This is a genomic window from Sinobaca sp. H24 (genome assembly GCF_023845525.1).
This window is the reverse complement of sequence record NZ_JALBWT010000016.1, coordinates 13,889-38,297: the sequence shown is the minus strand read 5'-3', so window position 1 is coordinate 38,297 and position 24,409 is coordinate 13,889. Positions and strand designations below refer to the sequence as shown.

General features: G+C 44.6%; 26 protein-coding genes and 2 pseudogenes. 8 read left to right on the top strand and 20 right to left on the bottom strand.

Annotated elements, in window-relative coordinates; genetic code table 11:
* Window positions 1-31: 31 nt before the first annotated feature.
* The 13 genes from MMY81_RS18645 to MMY81_RS18590 all read right to left on the bottom strand — a co-directional run bounded on the left by MMY81_RS18645 (window position 32) and on the right by MMY81_RS18590 (window position 10,930).
* Window positions 32-1,327: a Na+/H+ antiporter family protein gene (locus tag MMY81_RS18645; RefSeq protein WP_120193641.1), complete on the bottom strand. Its 1,296-nt coding sequence runs from the start codon at window positions 1,325-1,327 to the stop codon at window positions 32-34.
* A 76-nt stretch (window positions 1,328-1,403) separates the two neighbouring features.
* Window positions 1,404-1,634 (bottom strand): hypothetical protein, encoded by a 231-nt coding sequence (locus MMY81_RS18640; RefSeq protein WP_252314052.1) that lies wholly within the window; start codon window positions 1,632-1,634, stop codon window positions 1,404-1,406.
* A 1-nt stretch (window position 1,635) separates the two neighbouring features.
* Window positions 1,636-2,391, bottom strand: a complete 756-nt coding sequence (locus MMY81_RS18635; protein WP_252314051.1) for a TspO/MBR family protein — start codon at window positions 2,389-2,391, stop codon at window positions 1,636-1,638.
* 46 nt (window positions 2,392-2,437) lie between these two features.
* The gene (locus MMY81_RS34300; protein WP_308215398.1) at window positions 2,438-2,962 is read right to left on the bottom strand and encodes an MATE family efflux transporter; all 525 of its coding nucleotides are present in this window, start codon (window positions 2,960-2,962) and stop codon (window positions 2,438-2,440) included.
* The gene (locus tag MMY81_RS34295; RefSeq protein WP_308215397.1) at window positions 2,959-3,801 is read right to left on the bottom strand and encodes an MATE family efflux transporter; all 843 of its coding nucleotides are present in this window, start codon (window positions 3,799-3,801) and stop codon (window positions 2,959-2,961) included. The genes MMY81_RS34300 and MMY81_RS34295 overlap by 4 nt, the downstream gene beginning before the upstream one ends.
* 38 nt (window positions 3,802-3,839) lie before the next feature.
* Window positions 3,840-5,525 carry a M20/M25/M40 family metallo-hydrolase gene (locus MMY81_RS18625; RefSeq protein ID WP_252314050.1) on the bottom strand — a complete coding sequence of 562 codons (1,686 nt, stop codon included), beginning with the start codon at window positions 5,523-5,525 and terminating at the stop codon, window positions 3,840-3,842.
* 85 nt (window positions 5,526-5,610) lie between these two features.
* Window positions 5,611-6,069, bottom strand: a complete 459-nt coding sequence (locus MMY81_RS18620) for a precorrin-2 dehydrogenase/sirohydrochlorin ferrochelatase family protein (RefSeq protein WP_252314049.1) — start codon at window positions 6,067-6,069, stop codon at window positions 5,611-5,613.
* Window positions 6,062-6,832 carry a sirohydrochlorin chelatase gene (locus MMY81_RS18615; RefSeq protein WP_252314048.1) on the bottom strand — a complete coding sequence of 257 codons (771 nt, stop codon included), beginning with the start codon at window positions 6,830-6,832 and terminating at the stop codon, window positions 6,062-6,064. The genes MMY81_RS18620 and MMY81_RS18615 overlap by 8 nt, the downstream gene beginning before the upstream one ends.
* Before the next feature lie 23 nt (window positions 6,833-6,855).
* Window positions 6,856-7,665 (bottom strand): uroporphyrinogen-III synthase, encoded by an 810-nt coding sequence (locus MMY81_RS18610; RefSeq protein ID WP_252314047.1) that lies wholly within the window; start codon window positions 7,663-7,665, stop codon window positions 6,856-6,858.
* A complete protein-coding gene (gene cobA, locus MMY81_RS18605; protein ID WP_252314046.1) occupies window positions 7,638-8,288 on the bottom strand; it encodes a uroporphyrinogen-III C-methyltransferase in 651 nt (216 codons plus the stop codon). The genes MMY81_RS18610 and cobA overlap by 28 nt, the downstream gene beginning before the upstream one ends.
* A gap of 127 nt (window positions 8,289-8,415) precedes the next feature.
* Window positions 8,416-9,024, bottom strand: coding sequence for an adenylyl-sulfate kinase (gene cysC / locus MMY81_RS18600; protein WP_252314045.1), 609 nt, complete (start codon window positions 9,022-9,024; stop codon window positions 8,416-8,418).
* A 31-nt stretch (window positions 9,025-9,055) separates the two neighbouring features.
* Entirely contained in the window at window positions 9,056-10,201 is a 1,146-nt protein-coding gene (gene sat, locus MMY81_RS18595) for a sulfate adenylyltransferase (RefSeq protein WP_252314044.1), read from the bottom strand.
* Window positions 10,202-10,225: 24 nt separating this feature from the next.
* Window positions 10,226-10,930: a phosphoadenylyl-sulfate reductase gene (locus MMY81_RS18590; RefSeq protein WP_120193651.1), complete on the bottom strand. Its 705-nt coding sequence runs from the start codon at window positions 10,928-10,930 to the stop codon at window positions 10,226-10,228.
* 589 nt (window positions 10,931-11,519) lie between these two features.
* On the opposite strand from MMY81_RS18590, the gene lplA reads away from it, so the two are divergent.
* Entirely contained in the window at window positions 11,520-12,515 is a 996-nt protein-coding gene (gene lplA / locus MMY81_RS18585; protein ID WP_252314043.1) for a lipoate--protein ligase, read from the top strand.
* A gap of 136 nt (window positions 12,516-12,651) precedes the next feature.
* On the top strand, window positions 12,652-13,659 hold the full coding sequence (gene mreBH / locus MMY81_RS18580; protein ID WP_120193653.1) for a rod-share determining protein MreBH: 1,008 nt from the start codon (window positions 12,652-12,654) through the stop codon (window positions 13,657-13,659).
* Window positions 13,660-13,695: 36 nt separating this feature from the next.
* On the opposite strand, the gene msrB is transcribed toward mreBH, so the two are convergent.
* The 4 genes and pseudogenes from msrB to MMY81_RS34280 all read right to left on the bottom strand — a co-directional run bounded on the left by msrB (window position 13,696) and on the right by MMY81_RS34280 (window position 14,818).
* Window positions 13,696-14,124: a peptide-methionine (R)-S-oxide reductase MsrB gene (gene msrB / locus MMY81_RS18575; protein WP_252314042.1), complete on the bottom strand. Its 429-nt coding sequence runs from the start codon at window positions 14,122-14,124 to the stop codon at window positions 13,696-13,698.
* Between the two features lie 20 nt (window positions 14,125-14,144).
* A pseudogene (locus tag MMY81_RS34290) lies at window positions 14,145-14,360 on the bottom strand (peptide-methionine (S)-S-oxide reductase); the annotation flags it as partial.
* Window positions 14,361-14,416: 56 nt separating this feature from the next.
* Window positions 14,417-14,548, bottom strand: coding sequence for a peptide-methionine (S)-S-oxide reductase (locus tag MMY81_RS34285; RefSeq protein ID WP_308215396.1), 132 nt, complete (start codon window positions 14,546-14,548; stop codon window positions 14,417-14,419).
* A gap of 54 nt (window positions 14,549-14,602) precedes the next feature.
* Window positions 14,603-14,818, bottom strand: a complete 216-nt coding sequence (locus MMY81_RS34280; RefSeq protein ID WP_308215395.1) for a hypothetical protein — start codon at window positions 14,816-14,818, stop codon at window positions 14,603-14,605.
* 255 nt (window positions 14,819-15,073) lie between these two features.
* On the opposite strand from MMY81_RS34280, the gene treP reads away from it, so the two are divergent.
* From treP to MMY81_RS18550, 4 genes are all read left to right on the top strand, one after another.
* Window positions 15,074-16,492, top strand: coding sequence for a PTS system trehalose-specific EIIBC component (gene treP, locus MMY81_RS18565; protein ID WP_252314041.1), 1,419 nt, complete (start codon window positions 15,074-15,076; stop codon window positions 16,490-16,492).
* Window positions 16,493-16,598: 106 nt separating this feature from the next.
* Window positions 16,599-18,284, top strand: a complete 1,686-nt coding sequence (treC, locus tag MMY81_RS18560) for an alpha,alpha-phosphotrehalase (protein ID WP_252314040.1) — start codon at window positions 16,599-16,601, stop codon at window positions 18,282-18,284.
* Between the two features lie 18 nt (window positions 18,285-18,302).
* Window positions 18,303-19,016, top strand: coding sequence for a trehalose operon repressor (gene treR / locus MMY81_RS18555; RefSeq protein ID WP_252314039.1), 714 nt, complete (start codon window positions 18,303-18,305; stop codon window positions 19,014-19,016).
* 118 nt (window positions 19,017-19,134) lie between these two features.
* Window positions 19,135-20,094 carry a PD-(D/E)XK nuclease family protein gene (locus tag MMY81_RS18550; RefSeq protein WP_252314038.1) on the top strand — a complete coding sequence of 320 codons (960 nt, stop codon included), beginning with the start codon at window positions 19,135-19,137 and terminating at the stop codon, window positions 20,092-20,094.
* Between the two features lie 98 nt (window positions 20,095-20,192).
* On the opposite strand, the gene manA is transcribed toward MMY81_RS18550, so the two are convergent.
* A complete protein-coding gene (manA, locus tag MMY81_RS18545) occupies window positions 20,193-21,161 on the bottom strand; it encodes a mannose-6-phosphate isomerase, class I (protein WP_252314037.1) in 969 nt (322 codons plus the stop codon).
* Window positions 21,162-21,278: 117 nt separating this feature from the next.
* Between manA and MMY81_RS18540 the strand changes: the two genes are divergently transcribed.
* Complete coding sequence (locus tag MMY81_RS18540) at window positions 21,279-21,716, top strand: DUF6884 domain-containing protein (protein ID WP_252314036.1); 438 nt, start codon at window positions 21,279-21,281, stop codon at window positions 21,714-21,716.
* Here the strand turns inward: MMY81_RS18540 and MMY81_RS18535 are convergent.
* Window positions 21,713-22,265 (bottom strand): annotated as a pseudogene (locus MMY81_RS18535) (cysteine hydrolase family protein). The gene MMY81_RS18540 and the pseudogene MMY81_RS18535 sit on opposite strands and share 4 nt — an antisense overlap.
* A gap of 13 nt (window positions 22,266-22,278) precedes the next feature.
* Entirely contained in the window at window positions 22,279-23,037 is a 759-nt protein-coding gene (locus tag MMY81_RS18530; protein WP_252314035.1) for an SDR family NAD(P)-dependent oxidoreductase, read from the bottom strand.
* 198 nt (window positions 23,038-23,235) lie between these two features.
* On the opposite strand from MMY81_RS18530, the gene ytvI reads away from it, so the two are divergent.
* On the top strand, window positions 23,236-24,336 hold the full coding sequence (gene ytvI, locus MMY81_RS18525) for a sporulation integral membrane protein YtvI (RefSeq protein WP_252314034.1): 1,101 nt from the start codon (window positions 23,236-23,238) through the stop codon (window positions 24,334-24,336).
* The last annotated feature ends 73 nt before the right edge of the window (window positions 24,337-24,409 follow it).

The following is a 24,409-nucleotide window of genomic DNA, read 5'->3' as shown; positions in this document are numbered from 1 at the left end:
GCACACTCTTTTCTTTCCGAAAGTTGCCTTTTTAAAGAACCATAGCTGCGATCAGCCCGAAGATAAACAAAGGAATGTTGTAATGAAGGAACGTCGGCACGCATGTATCCCAAATATGATTATGACGTCCATCCGCATTCAAACCGGAAGTTGGGCCTAGCGTCGAATCGGAAGCGGGTGAACCGGCATCTCCCATAGCACCAGCCGTACCGACAATAGCAGCTGTTGCAAGAGGAGAAAATCCTACACTCAAACAAAAAGGCACAAACAGCGCCGCTAAAATAGGAATCGTACCAAAAGAAGTACCAATCCCCATAGTAATAATCAACCCCGTCAAAAGCATCACTGCTGCTGTCAGTAAAGTAGCACCGGCAGAGTATTGAATAGTCTGGTCAACCATCTGCTCCACAGCACCTGTTTCCTGAAGTACGTTGGCAAAACCAGACGCGATCAGCATAACAAAAGCAATCATCCCCATTAATTTAATTCCTTCGTTTACAACACTATCACCATTTTTAAAAGGCACGACTACAAACAAGAACATTAATACAATCCCGGTAAGCGCTCCGAGAATCAGCGAGTCAAAATAAATCTGCGAACCGAGCGCTGCTGCAATGGCAATAATAGTAAGCAGATGCTGTTTTGTAAATGAAACAGTGCCTGCAGCAGGTTCCTCTTCCGGAACACTCTCCGGATTCGTGTTTCTTGGTTTTCTGTAAGTAATAAATAAAGCTATGAATAATCCAATAATCATGCCGATACCCGGAAGCAGCATCGCTTTCCAAATTTCAGTATGTGTCATATCCATGCCGCCTGAAGTCATTTCGACCGCTATCGTATTATGAAAAATATATCCATAACCAACAGGAAGCATAACGTAAGGTGCTTTCAGCCCAAAAGTCAAAGCTGCTGCAACCGCACGGCGGTCTACTCTCATTCGGTCAAATAAAGATAAGAGCGGCGGAATAAGAATAGGAATAAATGCAATATGCACCGGCACCACATTCTGTGAAAGACAGGCAACACCTGCAATTGTAAGCAGAAGCACTCCCCGCTTACCTTTTAGTGTTTTAATCAAGTACTGCACCAATACATTTGTTATGCCGGAGTAACCGATCATAATCGCAAATACTCCCAGCATAATGTAGCTCAGAGCTGTATTAGCCTGGCCGCCCATTCCTTCAACGAGCAGTTCAAGTGAAGCGGTAATATCAAGTCCTGCGAGCATTCCGCCTGCAATACCGGCGATAAGGATAGCCAGCACCACGTTTACCCGGAGCAGGCTTAAAATAATCATAATGAGTACAGAAGAAATAACAATTAACATATAGAATCCCCTTTATTATATTAGCACTCTGCCAAAATAAAGTATAAAGGGGATCAATTGTTTATTCAACGCCGAATTAAAGGTTTCTTCCTTTCGGCGGTTTTTCAAGACCGGCCGGATCATCATCCGGATTGATTTCTCCTTCTTCCAGGTAGGCTTCCTGATCGTAAAGGCCGTTTACCTGCCCTTCTGAAAGCTCCTCTTCTTCAAGCTCCTGCAGTTCTTTAATATACGTGTACACTGCGTCCGCTTCTTCGTCTGTTAAGTGATCAACCATTTGATGAAGCTCTTCTCTTGTTACTGCCATCCTATCTCACTGCCTTTCCTTTACTTTTCCAAATTTCCCACACACCAAATGCCAGAATGCCAAGCGCTGCAATAAACGCAACGGCAGCTAGAAATGGATGTGCTTCGTTTCTCTCTGCAAAAATTCCAAAATATGCCCATACAAACACGAGCAGATAAATAATATCTTTTTGTTTTTTCATCACGTACACAGGTATAGCTGTTCCAATGATTACAACCAGTCCTGTCCAAAAGGAACCTGGAAAGATCAGGCCATCAATACCCAGCGTCACAAACACAATACCAACGTTGACGATAAAAGCAACCGTTACCCAGCCTGTATAGAGGGAAAAGGGCAATTTCTGCAGAAAAGATGCTCCCTGCATGCTAAGACGCCTGTAAATTACCAGCAGGCTTGCCAAAAGCCCTGTCATTGCGACAAACGTGAGCAGAAACTGTTCGTAATGAAACATAAAAAGCCAGAAAATATTAAAGAAACTGCTGATTAGAAACCATGGGCCTATGGCCGTAAAAATATACTGCTGTTTTCTTTTTACAAGAAAGGATGCAATAATCCATCCTAAAAGTGCGAGGTAGATAACCCCCCAAATGGAAAACACATAACCCGCTGGTGTGAATAGTACATTCAGCCTGTCGGACAGAGCCCCTGTGCTGTTATTATTCAAAGGAAGAGCATTAGCAAGTCCATTCATAATAATAACGAGCACAAAAGCTGCCGCGTTGGCTATTCTAAGTGTGTTTGGTTCCAGCTTATTCAAGTAATCCCCCCATTTCTATACGGGTATAATACCCGTTATACGAACGTTATACACGTTCGGGATGGAGTTTTTCTTTTTTGTTTTGAATATTTCTCAGCCGTACAGCAAGCGTTGAAGCAATAACCGCCAGGGCTGCAATCAATCCTACCCAGTAGCCGAACGGCCCGAGCGCACTGAACCTCGCAAGGACAATTCCCAGGGGAAGCCCAATAATCCAAAACGCAATAAAAGCATACAAAAATGGAATATTAACGTCTTTATGGCCGCGCAGAATGCCCTGTATCGGAGTCGCAATCGCATCCGAAAGCTGAAAGAAAATAGCATAAATCAAAAATACATTCATCCACTCTGCCACGGTACTGTCTGTAGTATACAAAAATATGACAGGTCCTCTGGTGGCGTAAATAATTATAGACGCTGCTACTCCCATCGCCAGTGCTGTCAGCATGCCCAGCTTTGCGTAGCTTCTCGCATGGCTGTAGCGCCCTGCCCCTACTTCATGTCCAACGACAATCGTTAATGCGAAAGCAATACTGAGGGGAAGCATATAAAGAAGGGAAGCAAAATTCAAAGCCGCCTGATGGGGGCAATTACAGCAGTGCTGAATTCGCTCATTAAAAGCGTGACCGCTGCAAAAATACTCGTTTCAAAGAAAATGGTGCAGCCGATAGGCAGACCGATGAATAAGATTTCTTTCCAAATTGCAGGAAGAACACGATAGCTCGTACGGAAAATCCGGTATTCCCGAAAAGGCGTTACTTTTGCTACGAAATAAATAGTAATAAACAGTATGAACCAATAAGTAACAGCTGAAGCATAGCCTGCGCCTATTCCGCCAAGCTCTGGAAAACCGAAATGCCCAAAAATTAAGACATAGTTCAATACAACATTGACCGGCAGCGCAAGCAGCGTAATGACCATCGTGACTCTTGTATGGCCGAGCGAGTCAATAAATCCTCTTAGTGCCTGTTGGATAAATAAAGGGAGAATGCCAAACGAAAGGCCGATCAAATAATGTCTGGCAACATGGGCGACCTGGGGCTCGAGTTCCATCAATCCAATAATAGGATTGAGCGTAAGGGCTCCTGCAGCCAGAATCACAAGAGACAAAGCAACGGCCAGATAAGCTCCCTGGATTACTTTCATGGAGACAACGTCTTCCTCTTTTGCGCCGATATGCTGTGATAAAATAGGCGGCAGCGCCATCATGATTCCCATAATACCTGTCGACACAGGAAGCCAGATGCTGGATCCAATGGCAACACCGGCCAGTTCTGAAGCTCCTGCCCGTCCCGACATCATCGTATCGACCAGGTTCATGCCGAATAAACCAAACTGTGTAATAAGAATCGGCATCATAATAAAAATAAATAACCGGAATTTCTCCCTGGTGGATTTTGTTTCATACATAGCTTTCCCTCTGTTTCATGCACACTTTTTCCGTGCTCTTATAAAAATTCCCGTACGACCCTCCTGATAAAATAAGGCAGGATCTCAAAACTATAAGGCTTATACAGCCGCTCTGTATACTGATGGGCATCCCGTCCGTAAACCCCGAGATTAACTGCCGGAACCGCAAGTTCCTTCATAGACTGCAGAGGCAGCTGATGCGCCTTGAATCCTCCCGGCATATGAGGAACCACAGCTCGTTCCCCTTCCGGCAGAAACTTATTTTCCAACGATAAAAAACTGCTGTCGGATATAAAAGGAAAGTACTGTCTGGCAGCAATGCGGAGCTGATACGTTTTCTGCACGGCCTCCAGCGCCCTTTGAAGCTTTTCCTGAATATCTGACTTTTTAACCGCCACAGGAGGAATAAGAGGAGCACTAAGAAACAAAAGAATCAAAGGAGACTTATCCGGGTCTTCACGTTTTACAGCCTCTGCTATGTAAAAGCTTTTTTCTCTTGCATCCAGCGTTTCTGATTCTTTCTCCGCTTTTTCTACTGCCGCCAGGACATCTACTCCTTTTCTTTCAAGCCCTCCGCAGTAAGTGTCCCATTTTTCTATGCGTATCTCCCATGAAGGCGGAGTCCCGGCTTGCTTTCCGGTTTTTTCCAGGAATGTATCGTACCTCTTTCTCATATCTTCAGCAATCTCATCAGCTATCTTCTCTGCTGCCTCATAAAGCTTCTGGACAGCATCTTCAATTGACTCTTGATACAGAAAATAATTAAAATACATGCGGGCACTTTCTGCTGTCTGCACATTATATCCCTGCTTGGAATCCTTCTGCTGCAGACAGACAGGCGGAAGCGTAAATTCGCCGGGAAGTGTTTCCATAAATTCTGTATTGTAGCTGACCGCCTGATTCAGTGCTGAAGAGATAAAGGTAGGATCCAGCCCTTCCATTACTTCACCTGCATGCACCGGGCGCCCGAAAATGGAAAAACAGGCAAGCATTTTTCCAGCCGATCCCAAATAGGCATAATAATTGGGGTCCCCTTCATACAAAGAAGTGGTGTAATCATTGTTGACCGCCAGGCTGTAATGAAGATTTCTTTCCCGGCGCAGTCTTAGAAACTCCTCTGCCGCCGCCTTCATTCCACTGTGATCATTCTCTTCTCCCGCATTCAATAGTAGTACGATATTACCTTTCCACTCGTTACCATGCGTGCTGTAATAAAGAAAATTTAAAAGGTGGACGGCAATACCGCTTTTCATATCTACTGAACCGCGGCCAAAAAGCCAGTCTTCTCCCAATGCGTCTGCTGCTGCACCTATATGGAAATTTTGACTGGAAAAGTACTCTTTCAATCTTTCCGGGGCGCCGGCTATAGGCTGGAGATTTCCATAATCGGTTATTCCTACAGTGTCATAATGTGCATGAAATATCACCGTATCCGGGGATGGTTCTGTACCTGAATTGAACGCGAAAATATTTTTCCGCTGCAGATCATCTCCGGGAATAGTCTGCTTCCATACATCTCCGGGATTTGTTTTAAAACAGGGAAACTGCTGTAAAAATTGATACAAAAACGAAGAAATATCATTCTCTCCTTTTGTATCTGTTACGCTCGTTATCTCTATCAGCCTTTTTGTAACCAGTTCCAGCTGTTCTGCGAACGATCTTCCATCAAGCTGGTTGTACAGCTGTTCTGGAGAAAGGCCTGTTTTATTTTCCGGCAGCTGCATATGTTCCTTCCCCCTTTTGTTTTCTTTATTGTATCGCATGATCGTATTTTTACAAAAATAGAAAAGCATCTTTAAGCTGGAACGCTCAAAGATGCCGAAGCTGTTTTTTTATAGAATGAAGATAGTTTTTTATCGCTTTTGCCAGCCGGGGGGAACGGCCGCCGGTGGAAACAGCTATTTGAAACTCTTTTTCTTTAATCACAGCTGGAAAAGCCGTATTTCCAAACGTCTTATCGTCCGCTCCGTTAATAAGCTGGTTCGGGCTGTGATGTGCTTTTAGCATGTTGATTGCTTCCCTGCTTCCGGAAGCTGAAATAATAAGAAAGGCACCGCTTATATGTTCCGGTCGGGCTTTGTCTTTTATCATCCTGATTTTTTTCCCTAGGGCCCACTGTTCAAAATCAGCATGAAATTCCGGTGCGACTACCGTAATATCAGCTCCTGACGGTTCCAGCTTCACTGCTTTGCGAAAAGCAATCTTCCCTCCGCCTATTATAACAACAGGCATATCGGAAAGAGAGAGAAAAACCGGAAAATCATACATAAGGAATAACTTCTCCAGTAAATACCGGCCGGGACTTTGTATCTTCTACTCTTTCGCAGAGGATCCGTACCAGATCCTTATCAAATCCCAGCGGATCGCATAATATAATGGGAATGTCTATCTCACGTGATTTTGCAGCAATTTTTTCGTTAAGTTCTTTCATAAGCATGCCTGTAAACAGCAGGTATGGCAGAACGTAAATAGCCTGCGCTTCTGAAGAGGAAATCGACTCCAGTCCTTCATCAAACGTAGGAAGCGCTGCTGCCAGATAGGCTTTTTCCACCCGTTTGGCTTTTGTTCTATTCTGGAGGTGGGTACACATTGCACTGAAGTCGCGGAGCGCACCGATATCACTGCTTCCTCTCCCCACCATAAGAAAATCGGCATCGTCTCCCTGTTTCCACCCTGCCGCGCTGAGTCTTTTTTCGAGAACATTCAATATCTCTTCATGTACACCAAATGGCTTTCCAAATCTAACGGGTACATCGGGGAAATGTTCCATTGCCTTAACGAGTTCTTCAGGGATATCAACTTTCATGTGGCCTGCTGAAAATAACAGCACAGGAACCGCTAAAATAGAAGTTGCTCCCCTTTCCACACAGCGTTTCATTCCTTCAGTAATATCAGGCGCGGCTAACTCCAAAAAACAGATTTCCTGAATATCGCAGTCTACGGCCTGTTTGGCTTTTTCTACAAAATCCTTCATCTGTTCATTACCGGCTTTAACGCGGCTGCCGTGGCCTACATACAATATCGCTTCCATAAAAACGACCTCCTTATAACCTCTTAAATGTAATGCAGTGCCTGAATAAGGTGGGCAATATCGGGCTCGTCCAGGGTTTTGTTACTGTACCAGCCATTTTCTCTGAGGGCTTTTTCGGTGGCCGGCCCAAAGCAGATAATTTCTCTTTGCTTCAGCCAGCTCCTGCTTTTTACTCCCGCCCGCTTTAATTCTTCTGCCAGAACAGCTACGGATTGGGCCGAAGGCAAAATAACTGTATTAATATATTCTTCTTCAAAAATGTGGCCGGCCACTTCTTCTGCAGATGCAGATCGTTCAATAGTGTGAGTGAGCCACTTTCCTGCTGTTTTATCCGGAAGGCTTTTCAGCTTTTCCTGCGGTCCGGCATGAAAAATCTGCTGCGGCTGCAGTCCTTCAAGAAATGCTGGAATAATTCCATAGTTTTTTAGCTCATCGTTTGTCCGTCTGCTTTCGCTTCCAAGAGAGCAGCTGATGGAGCGGATATCTTTCCCTGCGTGTTTAAGGGCCTGGAAAAATATGCGCACACTGTCCGGGGAATGAAAAAGAATCTGCTCGATCGTCTCTGGTATTTCAGGAAATTCTTTGTTCTCCCATTCTATCGTGTATCTGGGATATTCCAATACTTCCGCTCCGTATTCTCTTAATTCTGATGCAAACCTGCCTGCACCCGGAGCTGTTTTTACAATCCAGGCATATCTTCCATGCAGGTACTTCTTTTCAAACCAGTTCAGCTTCTCGTATAAAGAAGAGACATTACCTACCAGGGTAATGGCAGGGTTATGAACGTTGTATTTCTCCGCTTCTTCTACGATCGTAGCCAGGGTGCCGGACACCGTTTTCTGCCTTGCAGTTGTACCCATTCAACGATAAGTACAGAAGTTGTTTCCGGCTTACCGTGATCAATAAGTTTTTCTACGATATGCGGAAGGTTTTTTACTCCCATATAAAAAGAAATCGTATCAATTTTGGCGAAGGCACCCCAGTCCACCTCAGGCTCGCCGGTCGTTGATTTGGAATGTGCCGTTACCGCGGCGAAGCTTCCGGAATAATCCCGGTGGGTCACCGGAACTCCCGCGTAAAGAGGGGCAGCTATTCCAGAAGTAATACCTGGTATTACTTCATACGTAATGCCGTGTTCCACCAGGGCCGCAGCTTCCTCCCCGGACCGGCCGAACATGCCGGGATCGCCTCCTTTAAGACGGACGACTGTTTTGTTTTCCTTTGCTTTCTGCACCATCAGTTCCTGAATAGCTTCCTGCCTCAGGTGATGGCGGTCGGGCAGCTTGCCGCAGTAAATTGTTTCAGCGCCTGCTTTCGCAGAAGATAGTATAAGCGGGTTCACAAGGCGGTCATATAAAACGACATCTGCTTTCTCCAGGCACTCCCTGCCTCTTATCGTCATAAGCCCTACATCCCCGGGACCTGCTCCGACTAAATATACTGTACCTGTTTCCATGGGGTTCCTCCATTTACGCTTGCCTGCTTTTTTTGCGTTAGTGTTTATTATATAAAAAAATGCTTATGTATGCAGGGAAGGTGCTCCTGCAAGAGGAGCACCTTTCCATGTTGTTTATTAGTTTATCTTATTGAGAGCGGATCAGATTTCTTTTCTCGAGCTCTTGAATGACAAGATCCGCCGCTTCTTCAATACTGTTATTTTCGGTATCTACTACGAGCTCCGGAGCGGCCGGCTCTTCGTATGGGGAAGTAATCCCGGTAAATTCCGGAATCTCCCCGCTTCTTGCTTTTTTATACAGACCTTTAGGATCTCTTTCTTCACAGACAGCAAGGCTTGCCTTTACAAACACTTCCATAAATTCGCCTTCCTCCAGAAGCCCGCGGACCTGGTCTCTGTCTGCCTGGAAGGGGGAAATGAAAGCTGTGCTTACAATATGTCCTGCGTCTACAAACAGCTTGGCCACTTCGCCGATTCGTCTAATATTTTCTGTTCTGTCCTCATCGGAAAACCCGAGGTCTTTATTCAGGCCGTGACGGACATTATCTCCATCCAGAACATACGTATTTTTTCCTGCTTCAAACAGCTTCCGGGAAACAACGTTTGCTACCGTTGACTTGCCGGAACCGGATAAACCGGTAAACCAGAGTACCAGGCTTTTATTCCCTGTTGCTTTCTCCCGCTCCTGTTTGGAAACGGAGGCCTGATGCCATACAATATTTTGATTTTCACTCATTTTTCCATCATACCCCTTCCGCGCTTTTTGATTATTTAGGTGCCGGCTCCTGCATGCCTTCGATTAGAACCGCTACTACTTCCGGACGGCTGAACTCTGCAGGAGGCATCTCTCCGTTTTTAAGCATCGCGCGTACTTTTGTTCCGGATAAAATGACGTGATCCTCTTTGTCATGTGGACATGTTTTAGCCGAAGCCATGTTTTCGCATTTTTTACAGTAAAAGCTGTGTTCAAAAAACAGCGGCTTAATGCCAAGCTCTTCTTCTGTAAAATTCTTAAAAATGTGCTGGGCGTCATACGTACCGTAATAATCAGCTACGCCCGCGTGGTCCCGTCCGACAATAAAGTGGGTGCAGCCGTAGTTTTTGCGCACCATTGCATGAAAAATAGCTTCTCTCGGTCCTGCATATCTCATCGCTGCCGGGAAAACAGCAAGATAAGTGCGGTCTTCCGGATAATAGTCTTTCAACAGAACTTCATAGCTTTTCATCCGGACGTCTGCTGGAATATCATCAGACTTGGTTGCTCCGACAAGCGGATTGAGGAAAAGTCCATCTACTGTTTCAAGTGCTGTTTTTTGAATATACTCGTGCGCCCGGTGAACCGGGTTTCTCGTTTGGAATCCAACGACCGTTTCCCATTTTCTTTTATCAAATTCCGCTCTTGTTTCGGAAGGATCCAAATAATACGTATCAAACTGCGGATGAACGATTTCTTCCACCTGGGTGATTTCTCCTGCTACGTAAAGCGCCGGACGGTCGTACACTTTTTTAACTCCCGGATGTTCGCTGTCTGTTGTTCTATATACGTGTTCTGCTTCTTTTTCTTTATCGGGCGAGTATACTTGTTCTATTTCAATAACGCCGTACGTTTTCCCGTCAAACGTAAGCAGGGCTTTTTCGCCGGGCTGCAGGCTTGCTGCAAACTCGTCTTCGACTGGAAGTGTAATAGGAATACTCCACACTGTGCCGTCGGCCAGCCTCGTATTTTCTACTACGGACTGATAATCCGCTTCATTTAAAAATCCAGTCAGCGGGCTGAAGGCGCCGTTGGCAATAAGTTCCAGGTCGGATAAAGCCGTTTCGTCCAGTGGAATACTGTGGGTAATTGAGCTTGTATCCATTCCAATTTCTTTTTTGTTAATTAATGTTCCACCGTGCGGGATACTCTTTGGCATGTTATTAACTCCTTTGATTTTTCATTATTTGTGCAGGCCGCATTCTGTCTTGCCTGTCTGGGACCAGCGTCCGCTGCGTAAATCTTCTCCATCCTTAACCTTTGCCGTGCACTGTACACAGCCGATACTTGGATATTCCTGATCGTGGAGTGGATTGTACGGAAGGTTGAAGCCCTTAATATACATCCATACGTCATCCCAGGACCAATGGATCAGCGGACAGATTTTCACGGAAGAAAAACGCTTGTCTTTATTAACGAACTGAGTATCTTTTCTTGTTAAAGACTGGGAACGTCTTAATCCGGATAACCATGCTGTGTGCTGATTTAAAGCTCCTTCAAGCGGAACCAGTTTCCGGATCGAACAGCATTTGTCAGGATTCGTTTTCCAAAGCTCCGGTCCTTCCTGCTCTTCCTGCTCGGCAGGTGTAATCGGCTGCAGCATATCCACTCTAAGCTTTGGATAGCGCTCTTTCACTTCTTCAATTAAATCATATGTCTCTTTAAAATGAAAATTGGTATCGAGAAAAATAATTTTAGCATCAGGTTTTACGCGTGTAATTAAATCGATGAGCACCATACCCTCCGCTCCGAAGCTGCATGCATAAACCAGCTCATCGCCGTATTCGGCATAGGCCCACTTGATAACGTCTAAAGCATCTTTACCAGCCAGCGTTTCTTTATTCACCTGATCAAGCTGTTCTTGATCGAGCGTAGGGAATGTTATCATGCTCTACCGTCTCCTTTTTTAATCGTATCTATTTGAAAGATTTTTAATCCTCAGTAAGTTTATCGATATTATATGTTTACTCGTTAACGTCATTTTAGTGAGTATTTGCAAAAATGTCAATCTTCCTGTTAGTCTTATTCTTTTTTTCTCTGCTGCCTGCTGAAATTGGCTCGAACTATTTTTTATATGAAAGAAGCAGAGCCTTTATCCGGCTCTGCTTTCTGTTTATTTACGCCATACTTCTACTGCCATTTTTTCGGAATCATCCTCAGGTCATCCTGAAGCTGCATAATATAACCTGCACATATTGCACAAGGAATAAGAGGAGTCTTTTCATGGCATTTCCTTCCTGTCTATTATCTATTCTTCTATTATATAAGGTTATCTGTTCCGGACCAATGCGCTGTACCTTCGGTAAGAACAGGTATTCAGCAGAAAATTACTGATCAGCACGTTTAATGGCTTTCTAATGTATATATACTGGCTGTATGTAAGTCAGGTACATCCATCCATATTTCATGCGCGATATCCGCCTGGGAATGTAGTAAAATAAAAGAATACTACTTATTATAAAGGCAGGAGGCATTTCATGAAATTTATCAATAACGAAGGCATTACCAACCCACGCATCAATCTCGCCATTGAGGAGTATGCCTTAAAAACAATGGATCTTGAAGAAGATAACATCTATTTGCTTTTTTATGTGAATGAGCCTTCTATTATTATTGGAAAAAACCAGAATACAATAGAAGAAATTAATACAGATTATGTAGAGAAAAACAATATTCACATAGTACGCAGGCTTTCAGGAGGCGGCGCCGTCTACCATGATCAGGGAAACCTTAACTTCAGCTTTCTTACAAAAGACGACGGCGACAGCTTTCATAATTTCAAAAAATTTGCCCAGCCTGTTATTGAAGCCCTTCATGAGCTTGGAGTCCCGGCTGAAATGTCCGGCAGGAACGATATTCAGATAGAAGGAAAGAAAATATCAGGAAACGCCCAATTTGCAACAAAGGGACGTATGTTCAGCCATGGCACGCTGATGCTTGATTCAGAAATTGAAAATGTTGTTTCCGCCTTAAAAGTAAGAGATGAAAAAATAAAATCCAAAGGGATAAAATCAATCCGAAGCCGTGTCGGCAACATCAATGATTATCTTGAAAACAAGCTTACTGTAGAAGAGTTTAAAGAAGTCATTCTTCAGCACATTTTCTCCGGTCTGGATAACATTCCTTCCTATAAGCTGACGGATGAAGACTGGAAAGAAATACATGCCATATCAGAAGAACGCTATGGAAACTGGGACTGGAATTACGGCAGATCTCCTTCGTTTGACGTGGAAAAGTCTCATAAATTCCCTTCTGGTCTAATAGATGTACGTTTTAATGTTAAAAAAGGGACTATTCAGGAATGCAGAATTTTCGGGGATTTTTTCGGTACCGAAGATATTAATGATATAGAGAATGCGCTCGCAGGTTCGAAATATTCAAGGGAGTCTCTCGAAGAAGCTCTTGCTGACTATGACTTGACGAAATATTTCGGGCAGGTCGACCGCTCCGAATTTATTTCCATGCTGCTTTAAGTAATCATTTTCTAAAGGAGAGGCGTTCAGTCTGCCTCTCTTTTAGGTTTTATTAGCAATTGTTCCTCCTCAGTGAACATGGTATTATAAATTGTAGCAATTTTTACATAACGAAATAATATAAGAAGGTGAAAAAATGTTTTCTTCTACTGAAATTGGCATCGATTTAGGCACAGCTAACATTTTAGTCTATATAAAAGACAAAGGAATTGTGTTAAACGAGCCTTCTGTCGTTGCTTTGAATACAGAGACCAACGAAGTGCTTGCTGTCGGTCAGGAAGCAAAAGATATGGCCGGTAAAACGCCGGGCAAGATTGTGGTTATCCGTCCTTTAAAAGAGGGCGTTATTGCTGATTTCGATATTACGGCTACCATGCTGAAACACGTAATGAAAAAAATCAGCCGGACATCCGGGGTTTCCATGAGAAAACCTAAAGTTATCATCTGTACCCCATGCGGATCCACTTCCGTTGAGCGCAGAGCCATCCGTGATGCTGTCCTTGCCTTTGGCGCAAAAACGGTTCACCTTATTGAAGAACCGGTAGCGGCAGCCATTGGTGCAGACCTCCCCGTGGAAGAACCCGTCGCTAATGTTATCGTTGATATCGGCGGCGGCACAACAGAAGTCGGCATTATTTCCTACGGCGGCGTTGTCTCCTCCCAGTCCATCCGGCGGGGCGGCGATCATTTCGACGAAGATATTATCCAGCACGTCCGCAAGAAGCATAACCTTCTTATTGGAGAGCGTACGGCCGAGCAGATAAAAATAAAAGTCGGCAGTGCCAAAGCAAACCTTCGCGAAGAAACTCTCGAAATTAGAGGCCGTGATCTGGTGTCCGGCCTGCCAAAGCCTATTACGGTGTCTACTGAAGAAATTCACCAGGCCATTAATGAAACGCTCCAGCAGATTCTGGAAACGATCCGCAGCACACTTGAAAACTGCCCTGCTGAACTCAGCGGTGATATCGTCGATCAGGGAATTGTTCTCACAGGCGGAGGCTCTCTCCTGCACGGTATGGAAGAATGGCTGAACGAAGAAATTATTGTCCCTGTTCATCTTGCAGATTCCCCGCTCGAAGCGGTGGTTATCGGTACCGGCAAATCACTAAAAATTATTGACCGTCTACAAAAGGCAAACATATAAGAAAACTCCCGGCTGCAAAAACAGCCGGGAGTTTTCTTATTCAAAATCAGCCGCATAGGCTTCGTATTCGGTTCCTTCCAACTCATCGGCAGGGATGAATTCCATTGCTGCTGAATTCATGCAGTACCTGAGACCCGTTGGTTCCGGACCGTCCTGAAAAACATGGCCCAAATGGGAATCGGCATGTTTGCTCCGTACTTCCACACTTGTTCCAAACACACCGCTGTCCTCTTCATAGGTGATATTTGTCAGTTCCAGCGGTCTGGTAAAACTCGGCCAGCCCGTACCGGAATCGTATTGATCCTGCGAGCTGAATAAAGGCTCCCCTGATACGATATCAACGTATATTCCTTTCTCCGTGTTGTCATGATACACATTATCGTAAGCCGGTTCCGTACCGTCTTCCTGCGTCACTTCATGCTGCATGCTGCTTAATTCCGAAACAGCCGCCTCTTTGTCTTCCACCGTATACGGAGATGCGTTACTTACCTCGTACTCTTTATCATCGCCCCTACTTCATCAAGATAGGCGTCACGCCCGGAGTTGTTTCTGTAAAATTCGTACCTTCCTTCATTTTTCTTATAATAATCCTGATGGTACTCCTCAGCTTCATAAAAAGTGTCAAATTCTTCAATGGAAGTAACAATATCCCCATCAAACCTGCCAGATTCTTCCATTTCCATCAATGATGATTCCGCTGCCTGTCTTTGCGCTTCATCATGATAAAATACTGCTGATAAATAAGGTTCTCCTTTATCTACAACTGTCCCTCATCGTCTGTCGGGTCAATCTGGCGCCAGAAAATCTGCAGAAGGTCTTCATAACTGATCTGCTCCGGATCATACGTAATCTGTACTGCTTCCTGATGACCCGTCTGCTTACCTGACACTTCTTCATAAGTTGGGTCTCTTCGTCACCGCCGGTATATCCGAAATAACGCTTATTACTCCGGGCTGGACTCAAATGGCGGTTCCATGCACCAGAAACATCCACCGGCAAACGTAGCCTGTTCCAGTCCTTCCAGATCCCCCTGCACCTCCGACTGTTCTGTTGCAAGTACTTCTTCATATTCAGAGTCTGTCAGCGATTGATACAAAAACCATCCGCCCGCCAGTAGAATAACTGCCGTTATACTAACCAGCCATCGTTTTTTATTCATATTGTCCCCCTTTTAATATCTCTTCCTCCATTATAACGAAAAGTAACCAGCTTTAAAATCATTACAGCTTTTGCTCTCTGCTTATATAAAGTATACGTATATATAACCTAAACAGTTCATTATTTTTATTTTTAATTACTGATTGACTAATTTGTATATACAAGCTAATATAAATGTAAGCGCATTACTTGTATATACAAGCTACTTCAATTTTATTTTTTCTAAAAAATGAGAACGTTTTCCAGGAGGGATCTTATGGCAAAAGTAACAAAGAAGTCCGTAGAAGAAATTGTTTCAGCAGTAGGCGGCACCGATAACATCGAATCCGTTACCCACTGTGTTACAAGACTTCGTTTTATTCTCCATGATGAATCAAAAGTCGACCAGGAAACCCTTGAGAATATTGACATTGTGAGAGGTTCTTTTTCATCAAGCGGCCAGTACCAGGTTATTATCGGACAGGGAGCTGTCGAAAAAGCCTACGCTTTTCTGCAGGAGATTACCGGGAAGGAAGGATCTTCCAAAGATGAAGTAAAAGAAAAAGCCGGTAAAAAGCAAAATGCGTTTCAGCGGTTTATCCGCATGCTTGCAGACATTTTTATCCCTATCCTTCCAGCCATTGTAACTGCCGGTCTTCTGCTTGGTATTAACAACATTCTGACAGGTCCGGGAATTTTCTTTGACGAACAGTCTCTTATTGATGTTTATCCACAGTGGTCCGGCATCGCCGCTATGATCAGCGTCATCGCCAGCGCAGCCTTTGTGTTTCTCCCGGCATTGATCGGCTGGTCTGCCGTAACAAAATTCGGCGGCAGCCCGCTGCTCGGTATTGTACTCGGCTTAATTCTCGTGCATCCCGATCTGCTTAGTGCTTATGGCTATGCAGACGCAAGCGCCGCCGGCGAAGTACCGGTCTGGAATTTATTTGGACTTGAGGTAGAAAGTATTGGCTACCAGGGCCAGGTTCTTCCAGTATTATTAGCCTCCTACGTTCTCGCTAAAATAGAGCTTTACTTAAAAAAACGGGTACCGGATGTTATTTCCATGCTCGTCGTAGCACCCGGTGCACTTCTCATCACCGGCCTGCTTTCTTTTATTATCATCGGCCCCGTTACGTTTGCCATTGGTAATGCAATTACGGACTTCTTTGTCGCAACATTTGATTCCTTTGCACTGCTGGGCGGCCTGTTGTACGGCCTGCTGTACGCGCCGATGGTTGTAACCGGCCTGCACCACACGTTCCTTGCAGTCGACCTGCAGCTGATTGGTTCTACCGGAGGCACCTTCCTGTGGCCGATCCTGGCTTTGTCCAATATCGCCCAGGGTGCTGCTGCGTTTGCGATGATTCTTGCTACGAAAGACCAGAATCTCCGCGGGCTGGCGAGTTCCTCCGGGATATCGGCTTTTCTCGGCGTAACCGAGCCGGCATTATTCGGGGTTAACCTGCGCTTTCGCTTCCCGTTTGTATGTGCCATTATCGGCTCTGCCATGGCCTCCATGTTTATTACGGTAAACGGGGTTCTCGCTACTTCGATCGGGGTTGGAGGCATTCCAGGCGTCTTCTCGATTTTCCCGGAAGACTGGATTCCTTTCATTATCGGCATGGTAATAGCAATAGTCGTTCCATTTGTTCTGACTATCACGTATGCAAAAGTGAAAAAAATAGAAGTATAATCGTCTGCCGAACAGCCTCATAAAAAACAAAACTGGAGCATTTCCCTTATTTATACTAAAGTAAATAGGGGAAATGCTTATTATTACAGCAAAGGTGGTTTTTGAAATGGCGGATTGGTGGAAAAAATCAACGGTTTATCAAATATATCCGAAAAGCTTCAATGATACACAGGGAAACGGCCTTGGAGATATCCAGGGGATTATCGAGAAACTGGATTACTTACGAAAACTGGGTGTCGATATTTTATGGCTGACGCCTATATATGATTCACCGCAGAAAGATAACGGCTATGATATCAGCGATTATTATTCCATCTACTCAGAGTATGGAACGATGGCTGACTTTGACCGCCTTCTCCATGAAGCAAGGCGAAGGGATTTAAAAATAATTATGGACATAGTTGTTAACCACATTTCCACCGACTCTAAATGGTTTCAGGAGGCTCTGTCTTCTAAAGAGAATAAATACCGTGACTACTTTATCTGGAAGGATCCCGTGAACGGAGAAGCCCCGAACAACTGGAAATCAAAGTTCGGCGGATCCGCCTGGGAATACGATGAAGCTTCCGGCCAGTATTATCTTCACCTTTTTGATAAAACGCAGGCTGATTTAAACTGGGAAAATGAAAACCTCCGCGAAGATATTTACCGGATGATGAATTACTGGTTCCAAAAAGGAGTCGACGGCTTTCGTTTAGACGTGATCAATTTAATTTCAAAGGATCAGTCCTTCCCGAGCGACGATGGTTCTATACCACCGGGAGACGGAAGGAAATTTTATACAGATGGTCCGCGTGTGCATGAATATATGCAGGAAATGAACCAGCACGTGTTTTCTAAATACAACAGCGTGACGGTAGGTGAAATGTCCTCCACGACGATTGACCACTGTATTAAATATACAAATCCGGAGCGCCGGGAGCTTGATATGACGTTTAACTTTCATCATTTAAAAGTAGATTATCCCAACGGTGAAAAGTGGAAGCTTGCGCCTTTTGATTTTCTCGAACTGAAGCGGATTCTATCCACCTGGCAGACACGAATGAATGAAGGCGGCGGCTGGAATGCTCTATTCTGGTGCAACCACGACCAGCCCCGGGTAGTCAGCCGTTATGGCGATGATGGCGCCTATCGCGTTGAATCAGCCAAAATGCTGGCCTCGACTATTCACATGCTTCAGGGCACTCCGTACATCTATCAGGGAGAGGAATTCGGCATGACCAACCCCGGCTTCAGCCGTATTGAAGACTACCGGGATGTTGAAACGCTTAATGTATACGAAGAGCTTCTGGATTCCGGCTTGACAGACGAGGAAGCCCTGACCATTATTAAGGAGCGCTCCCGCGATAATTCCCGTACACCTGTTCAGTGGGATGCTTCTGAGCATGCGGGATTCACAAGTGGAACACCCTGGATACATCCGGCTTCCAACTACAAGGAAATTAACGCCGAACAGGCCGTTGCCGATGAAAACTCCATTTTTTATTTTTATAAGGCGCTCATTGAACTACGGAAGGAATATGACATTATTACGGAAGGCGATTTCACGCTGCTATTGGAAGAAGATCCATCCGTATTTGCTTATATAAGATCATCCGGGACAGAAAAGCTTTTAACAGTAAGCAACTTTTACGGCTATGAAACCAAAGTAAGCTGGAGTGCACAGGAAAAAGAACGTCTGCACGGCAGCGCCGAGCTTCTTCTCTCCAATTACAATAACAGCGCGCCCAATCCTGAAAACCTATCGCTCCGCCCTTACGAAACAGCGATATACCGGATAACAAATCAATAAGACGAGCTGGTGACAGGCATGAAAAATAAATATATTCTTATATACGATGAGCTGGCTAAAGAGATCAGCACCGGACTTTATCAATCTCAGGAGCTCCTTCCTTCTGAATCGGAACTGACGGAAAAATACAGTGTATCAAGAGAAACTATAAGAAAAGCATTAAAATTATTGTCCGAACATGGCTATATTCAGCGGATTCAAGGAAAAGGATCGGTCGTGCTGGAAATAGATAAAGTGAACTTTCCTATTTCCGGCCTGGTAAGTTTCAAAGAGCTTGCAGGCAAACTCGGTCAAAGAGCGTCCACCTCGGTTACGACGTTTGAGACCATCCTCCCGACTCCTTTTCTTGAAAAAACGCTTGATATTGATTCCAGTGAGCTGCTTTGGAATATCTCCCGGGTACGAGAGATTGACGGCGAACGAATTATATTGGATAAAGATGTTATATTAAAGCGTACGGCCCCTGAATTAACAAAAGAAATCTGTGCTTCTTCTATTTATGAGTATTTAGAAGACTCGCTCTCTTTAACGATCAGTTTCGCCAAAAAGGAAATCACTGTGGAAGAGCCTACAGTAGAAGACCGGGAACTGCTTGACCTTGAGGGGTTTTCTACGATTGTCGTAGTGAGAAATTATGTCTATCTCGACAATGCCCTGCTTTTTCAATACACTGAATCGAGGCATCGGACAGATAAATTCCGTTTTGTAGATTTCGCAAGAAGAAACCGGTAATAATGCAGGACCCTTGTTAAAAAAGGGTCCTGTTTTTGATTTTGACGGACCCGCTCCCTGCAAAAGGTGAATTATCGGCTGATCCTGTGGTACGATAGGAATGAAAGCAGGTGAACATATGTTTGAAATTAAGCCCTACCCCGAATTTTCATGGTCTCTTTCCAGGCACAAGACGCTTTTGAACTGTGCAAGGCAGTATGCCCATCAATATTATTCGGCTCACAACGGCTGGCTCCGTCAGGCAGAAGAATCACAGAAGCATGCTTACCGCTTAAAAAACATTACGAACCTGGAAATGTTTTTCGGCTCGCTCGTACATGACAAAGTGGAACATATGATAAATGAATTTTACAAAGGAAACCCGCCTGCAGAAGAAGAAACACTAAAAAAAGAGATACGCAGCGAGCTGAACAGCGGCTTTCTCGAAGCGGTTAATGAAAGAGAAATATGGTGGAACCGTCCCAAAAAAGGCACAATGTTTCATGAAATATACTATGGAACTGCACCCGTGCTTCCTAAAGATAAAATCGAAAAGATAAAACAGCGCCTGGAGCTCGCCTTTGCCCATTTTTTCACTAGTAAAACATACCGGGAAATAAGCGAATTCAAAGACTCCGTTACGTTTATGGAAGCAGAACAGTTCAGGACTATCCGGCTGAACGGCGAAAAAGTCTACGTTGTACTCGATTTTCTTTATCATAATAAAGAGACGGAGGTATGGACTATCGTCGACTGGAAAACGGGAAAAAAATCAGCGGAGGACCCTCATCAGCTCGCGCTGTATGTGCTGTATATTCTCGAGAATTATCCGGTTCCGGATATTGAACACATTGTTATACGCAATGAATACCTGCTCGAAGGGACGAATGAGGAACACGTACTAACAAATGAAGTGCTCGAAGAAGTCCAGCAGTTAATGAAAACAAGCGTAGGCCGGATGAAAAGCTATTTGGAAGATCCTTCCTTAAATAAACCGCTGCCGATTGAACAATTTCCACAAACTACCGAATACCAGCGGGCCTGTACGCGCTGTAATTTTCATGAACTCTGTTTTCCAGGAGAGATTCTTTTCAAGTGAAAACGAAAAAGCAGCCGGATTGTTAACCGGCTGCTTTTTCCACTTTAGCTTAGGCATGGCCTTCGGAAAGCCTTCCCTGTACAGTTTTTTGTCTTTTTTTATAAGAGAGAATCAGGACTGCTTGCAATCATTTCCCCGCTGCCTTGAAACACAACGCTCTTGAGGGTAGAGGGCAGAATAAAGTGCTCTCCTTTTTCTGCTTGAAACGTTTCATCCTCTGTGATTATTTCCAGTTTTCCTTCTGTGACGCTGATCAGCTGATAGCTTGAATTGAAATCAGGCTCATAGCTGCCATTCACCTGCAGATGGATTACGGAAAAAAATGGAGAAGACACCAGCTGCTCCACTTTCGCCTCTTCCGTCTCCAAAACGCTGCTGCGCTCAGGCTGTACGTTTTCATGAGGCGTCCTGGTTACATATATTGATTTTTCTGTATGAAGTTCTCTTTTGCTGCCATCAGGATTCAATCTGTCATAGTCGTATACCCGGTATGTCGTATCCGAACTCTGCTGCGTTTCCAAAATAAGCGTTCCCTTGCCGATCGCATGAATGGTACCGCTCGGCACATAGAAAAAATCACCTTTTTGAATAGGGACTTTATGAAGAAGACGGTCCCAGGCACCCATTTTCATATATTCGCTTAGTTCTTTTTTTGATTCTGCATGATGGCCCAGAACAAGCTCTGCCCCGTCTTCTGCTTCGAGTACATACCAGCATTCCGTCTTTCCGTAGGCTTCGCCCTTTTCAAGCTCCTGAGCCTGATTGTCGTCCGGATGAACCTGAACAGAAAGGTCTTCGGCCGCATCCAGTATTTTCACTAACAGCGGAAAGGTATCTTCTTTAGGATTCCCGAAAAGTTCCGGATGGCCGGACCAGAGCGCTGACAGTCTCCTGCCATGAAGCGGGCCGTTTTTCACGACGCTTTCTCCATTTGGATGTGCAGAAATCCCCCAGCATTCTCCCGTTTTATCCGATGGAATAGTATAACCAAAATTGGTACGAAGCTTTTCGCCGCCCCAGATACGTTCTTGAAAAACCGGTTCCAGAAAAATTGGTTCGTTATACATAAGTGCCTCCTTTTGTATGCTGTTGTATTATGTACTTATTCATTGTAGAAAACTTTAGGAAAAAAGAAAAGCTGAAACCGGGCTTTCGGAGCCTGGTCTCAGCGCGGAGGTTATAAGATGAAACAAATTGCTGTCATTCCATGCGGTAAAAAGAAAATATGGGATATGGACCCCCGGACGGGACCTGTTTATGCAAAGGAAGCTTATCAAGGAACGCTGCATAAAAAATGCACGCAGTACGCCCGCTTTCATCACCTGTATCCGGTAATCCTTTCAGCTAAATATGGCTTCCTAAAGCCTGATGACGTTGTCCCCGCTGACTATGACGTCGGATTTCAGCACCACTCCGGCGTCATTAACGATGAAGCACTAATTTCACAGTGGCACGCAAAAGGCTTTTCCAGGACAGAAACAATTGTTGTGCTGACCGGAAAAAAACATATTCGTGTCCTGAACCGGGTTATAGACACACCTCACCAATGGGAATTCCCACTCGCACATGCCCGTGGAATCGGTGACATGCTTCGCATTCTGGACCAGTCGGTTCAGCACTAACGTTTCACTTCCGCTCCAAGCGTGTTTTTAAAATGACTCAGTGCCCATTCATGACCTGTTTTATTGAAGCTTGCTACGTGCGCTTGATCTACATGTATGCGAAAGCCTTCATTGTAAGCGTCCACTGCCGTATGGAGAATGCAGATGTCTGTACATACGCCTGCAAGCACTACCGTTTTAATTTTTTTCTGACGGAGAAGCAGTTGAAGCGGCGTTCCGGCAAACGCACTGTAACGGGTCTTATCAAGCCAGTTGTACGTTCGGCCTGTCTTTTATCGATTCGTACAGCTCTTTTACTTTCCCAAACAATTCCCTGCCCGGCTCCCCTCTGATATTATGAGGAGGAAACAAAGCTGCTTCCGGATGATCCGGCTCCTCGAGTTCATGAAGATCAACGGCAAAAAAGATTTCTTCCTCTTTTTCAACCGCCTCTTTGACACGATCTACAATGGCATGTTCAATTTCACGTCCGGGAGCTCCACAGGTTAACGCTCCGTCTTCTGCCACAAAATCATTCGTATAATCAATTACAAGCAGTGCTTTAGACATAAGTGCCTCCCTTTTATAACCTCATAGCGCCGTCGATGCGGATAATTTCCCCGTTCAGCATAGGGTTGCTGATTATGTGCTGAACCAGGCTGCCATACTCTGTCGACTTCCCAATCCGGTTGGGAAAAGGTACTTTTTCCCCAAGTCGTTCCAAAGCTTCTTTAGGAAGCGGATCGTATAAAATGGTTTCAAACACACCGGGAGCGATGGTCATCACGCGCACTCCATATCTTGCCATTTCACGGGCGGCCGGAAGCGTCATGCCGGCCACTCCGCTTTTGGAAGCACTGTAGGCCACCTGTCCTACGCGGCCTTCTAGTCCTGCGATAGAGGCTGTATTGATAATCACCCCGCGCTCTTTATCTTCATTAGGCTCGTTATACCGAAGCTTATCGGCCGCAAGCCTCATCATATTAAAGGTGCCTACTAAATTAACTTCAACCACCTTTTTAAAATGGTCCAGCGAATGGACGCTTTTTTTATTCAGGATTTTTTCTGCTACTCCAATTCCCGCAGCGTTGACGAGGCCATGAAATCCGCCAAAATAATCGGCTGTTTTCTCCAGGCTTTCCAATGAATCTTTTTCCGAGGTTACGTCGGTTTTTAAGAAAAGAGCACTTTCTCCCAGCTCTTCTGCCAGCTGCTTTCCTTTTTTGCTGTTGGTATCTATAATCGCCACTTTCGCTCCATGCTCCACCAGTACCTTTGCAGCGCCTCTGCCCAGTCCTGTAGCCCCGCCTGTTACCATAAACACATGACCTTTAATATTCATTTGTATCCCTGCTCTCTATGTAGTGTCCATCATGTATGCTTCTTCTCTACTTTAACATTAGCTGTTTATTTAAAAATCCCTCCTAATTAAATGAATAATTTTAAATTCACTAAAATAGGGAACGTGTTATTTGGCAGCAATTAGGCTAAAATAAGTATATATACTCATATAAGACAGGATAAGGCAGGTGCACTGGCTATGAAAAAACAAACAGCGTGGATGATCATGCGCCTGCTCCTTGTAATAGGAGCAGTAGCTGCTGTTCTTTGGGTGACAGCCTTTATTTTTTCTCTTACTTATCCATTTTGGATTGCTGCTTTTTTTGCCTGGATTCTAAAACCTTTGTCTACTTTCCTTCAGAAAAAACTGCACTTTCCGGCAGGTATAGCCGCTGTAACAACACTTATGTTCGGCATCGCCGTAATCGGCGGGATTATTACTGGGATTACCTTTCTTGTTATCGATCCTATTCAGCGTTTCGCTGAGCGCGCTCCTGCTATTATGGAAGATGCTTTTTATCAAATTCAGGATTTTCTTGATACCACTATTCTGCCATTATGGCAGCAGGTCAGCGGAATAGCTGATGGCATTGGCGGTGCCGGAGGAGGCCTGCCGGAAGTTGGCGCTGAAATAGGAGCCGGTCTCAGCAGGCTGGCGCAGAGCGCCGGAGATGCTGCTGCCCAGCTTGCTTTGAGCATTCCTGCTTTTCTGGTGGCATTTTTGTTTGTGCTTATCGCCATTTATTTCATAGGAAAAGACTGGGGACGAATGTCAGGCGGGATTCGAAAGGCACTCCCTGACCAGATCGTACTGAAAATGAAAGAGTTTTATAAAGCGATGTGGGTCCGGGTCTTCGGCTATATTAAAGCCCAGCTTATCTTAATGTTTATTACAGGAGTTATCGTATTTATCGGCCTGCTTATTCTTCAGGTCGATAACGCTGTTCTGCTCGCCCTGATCATCGGACTGGCGGAATTTCTTCCCTATCTGGGAACGGGTACTATTCTTATCCCCTGGGGCATTTTTCTTATTATTACCGGCAATTTCGGCCTTGGGCTTAGTTTAATCGTTTTGTACGTCATTATTCTTGTCGTCCGACAGGCTGTAGAGCCTAAGGTGCTCTCATCGAGCATGAACCTTAATCCTATAGCTGTTCTTGTTTCTTTGTTTGCCGGACTTCAGCTTTTCGGCGCATTAGGATTTATTATAGGTCCTGTTATTCTCGTCATTATTGTTATTTGTATTGATATAGGTGTCTTTAAGGCATTGAATCGTTTTATTAAAGAAGGATTTGTGTAAAAGAATTGTTTTTACAGGAACGCGGAAGGGTAATGTAGGTAAACTACTATATGAAGAAGCGGAGAGAAGACAA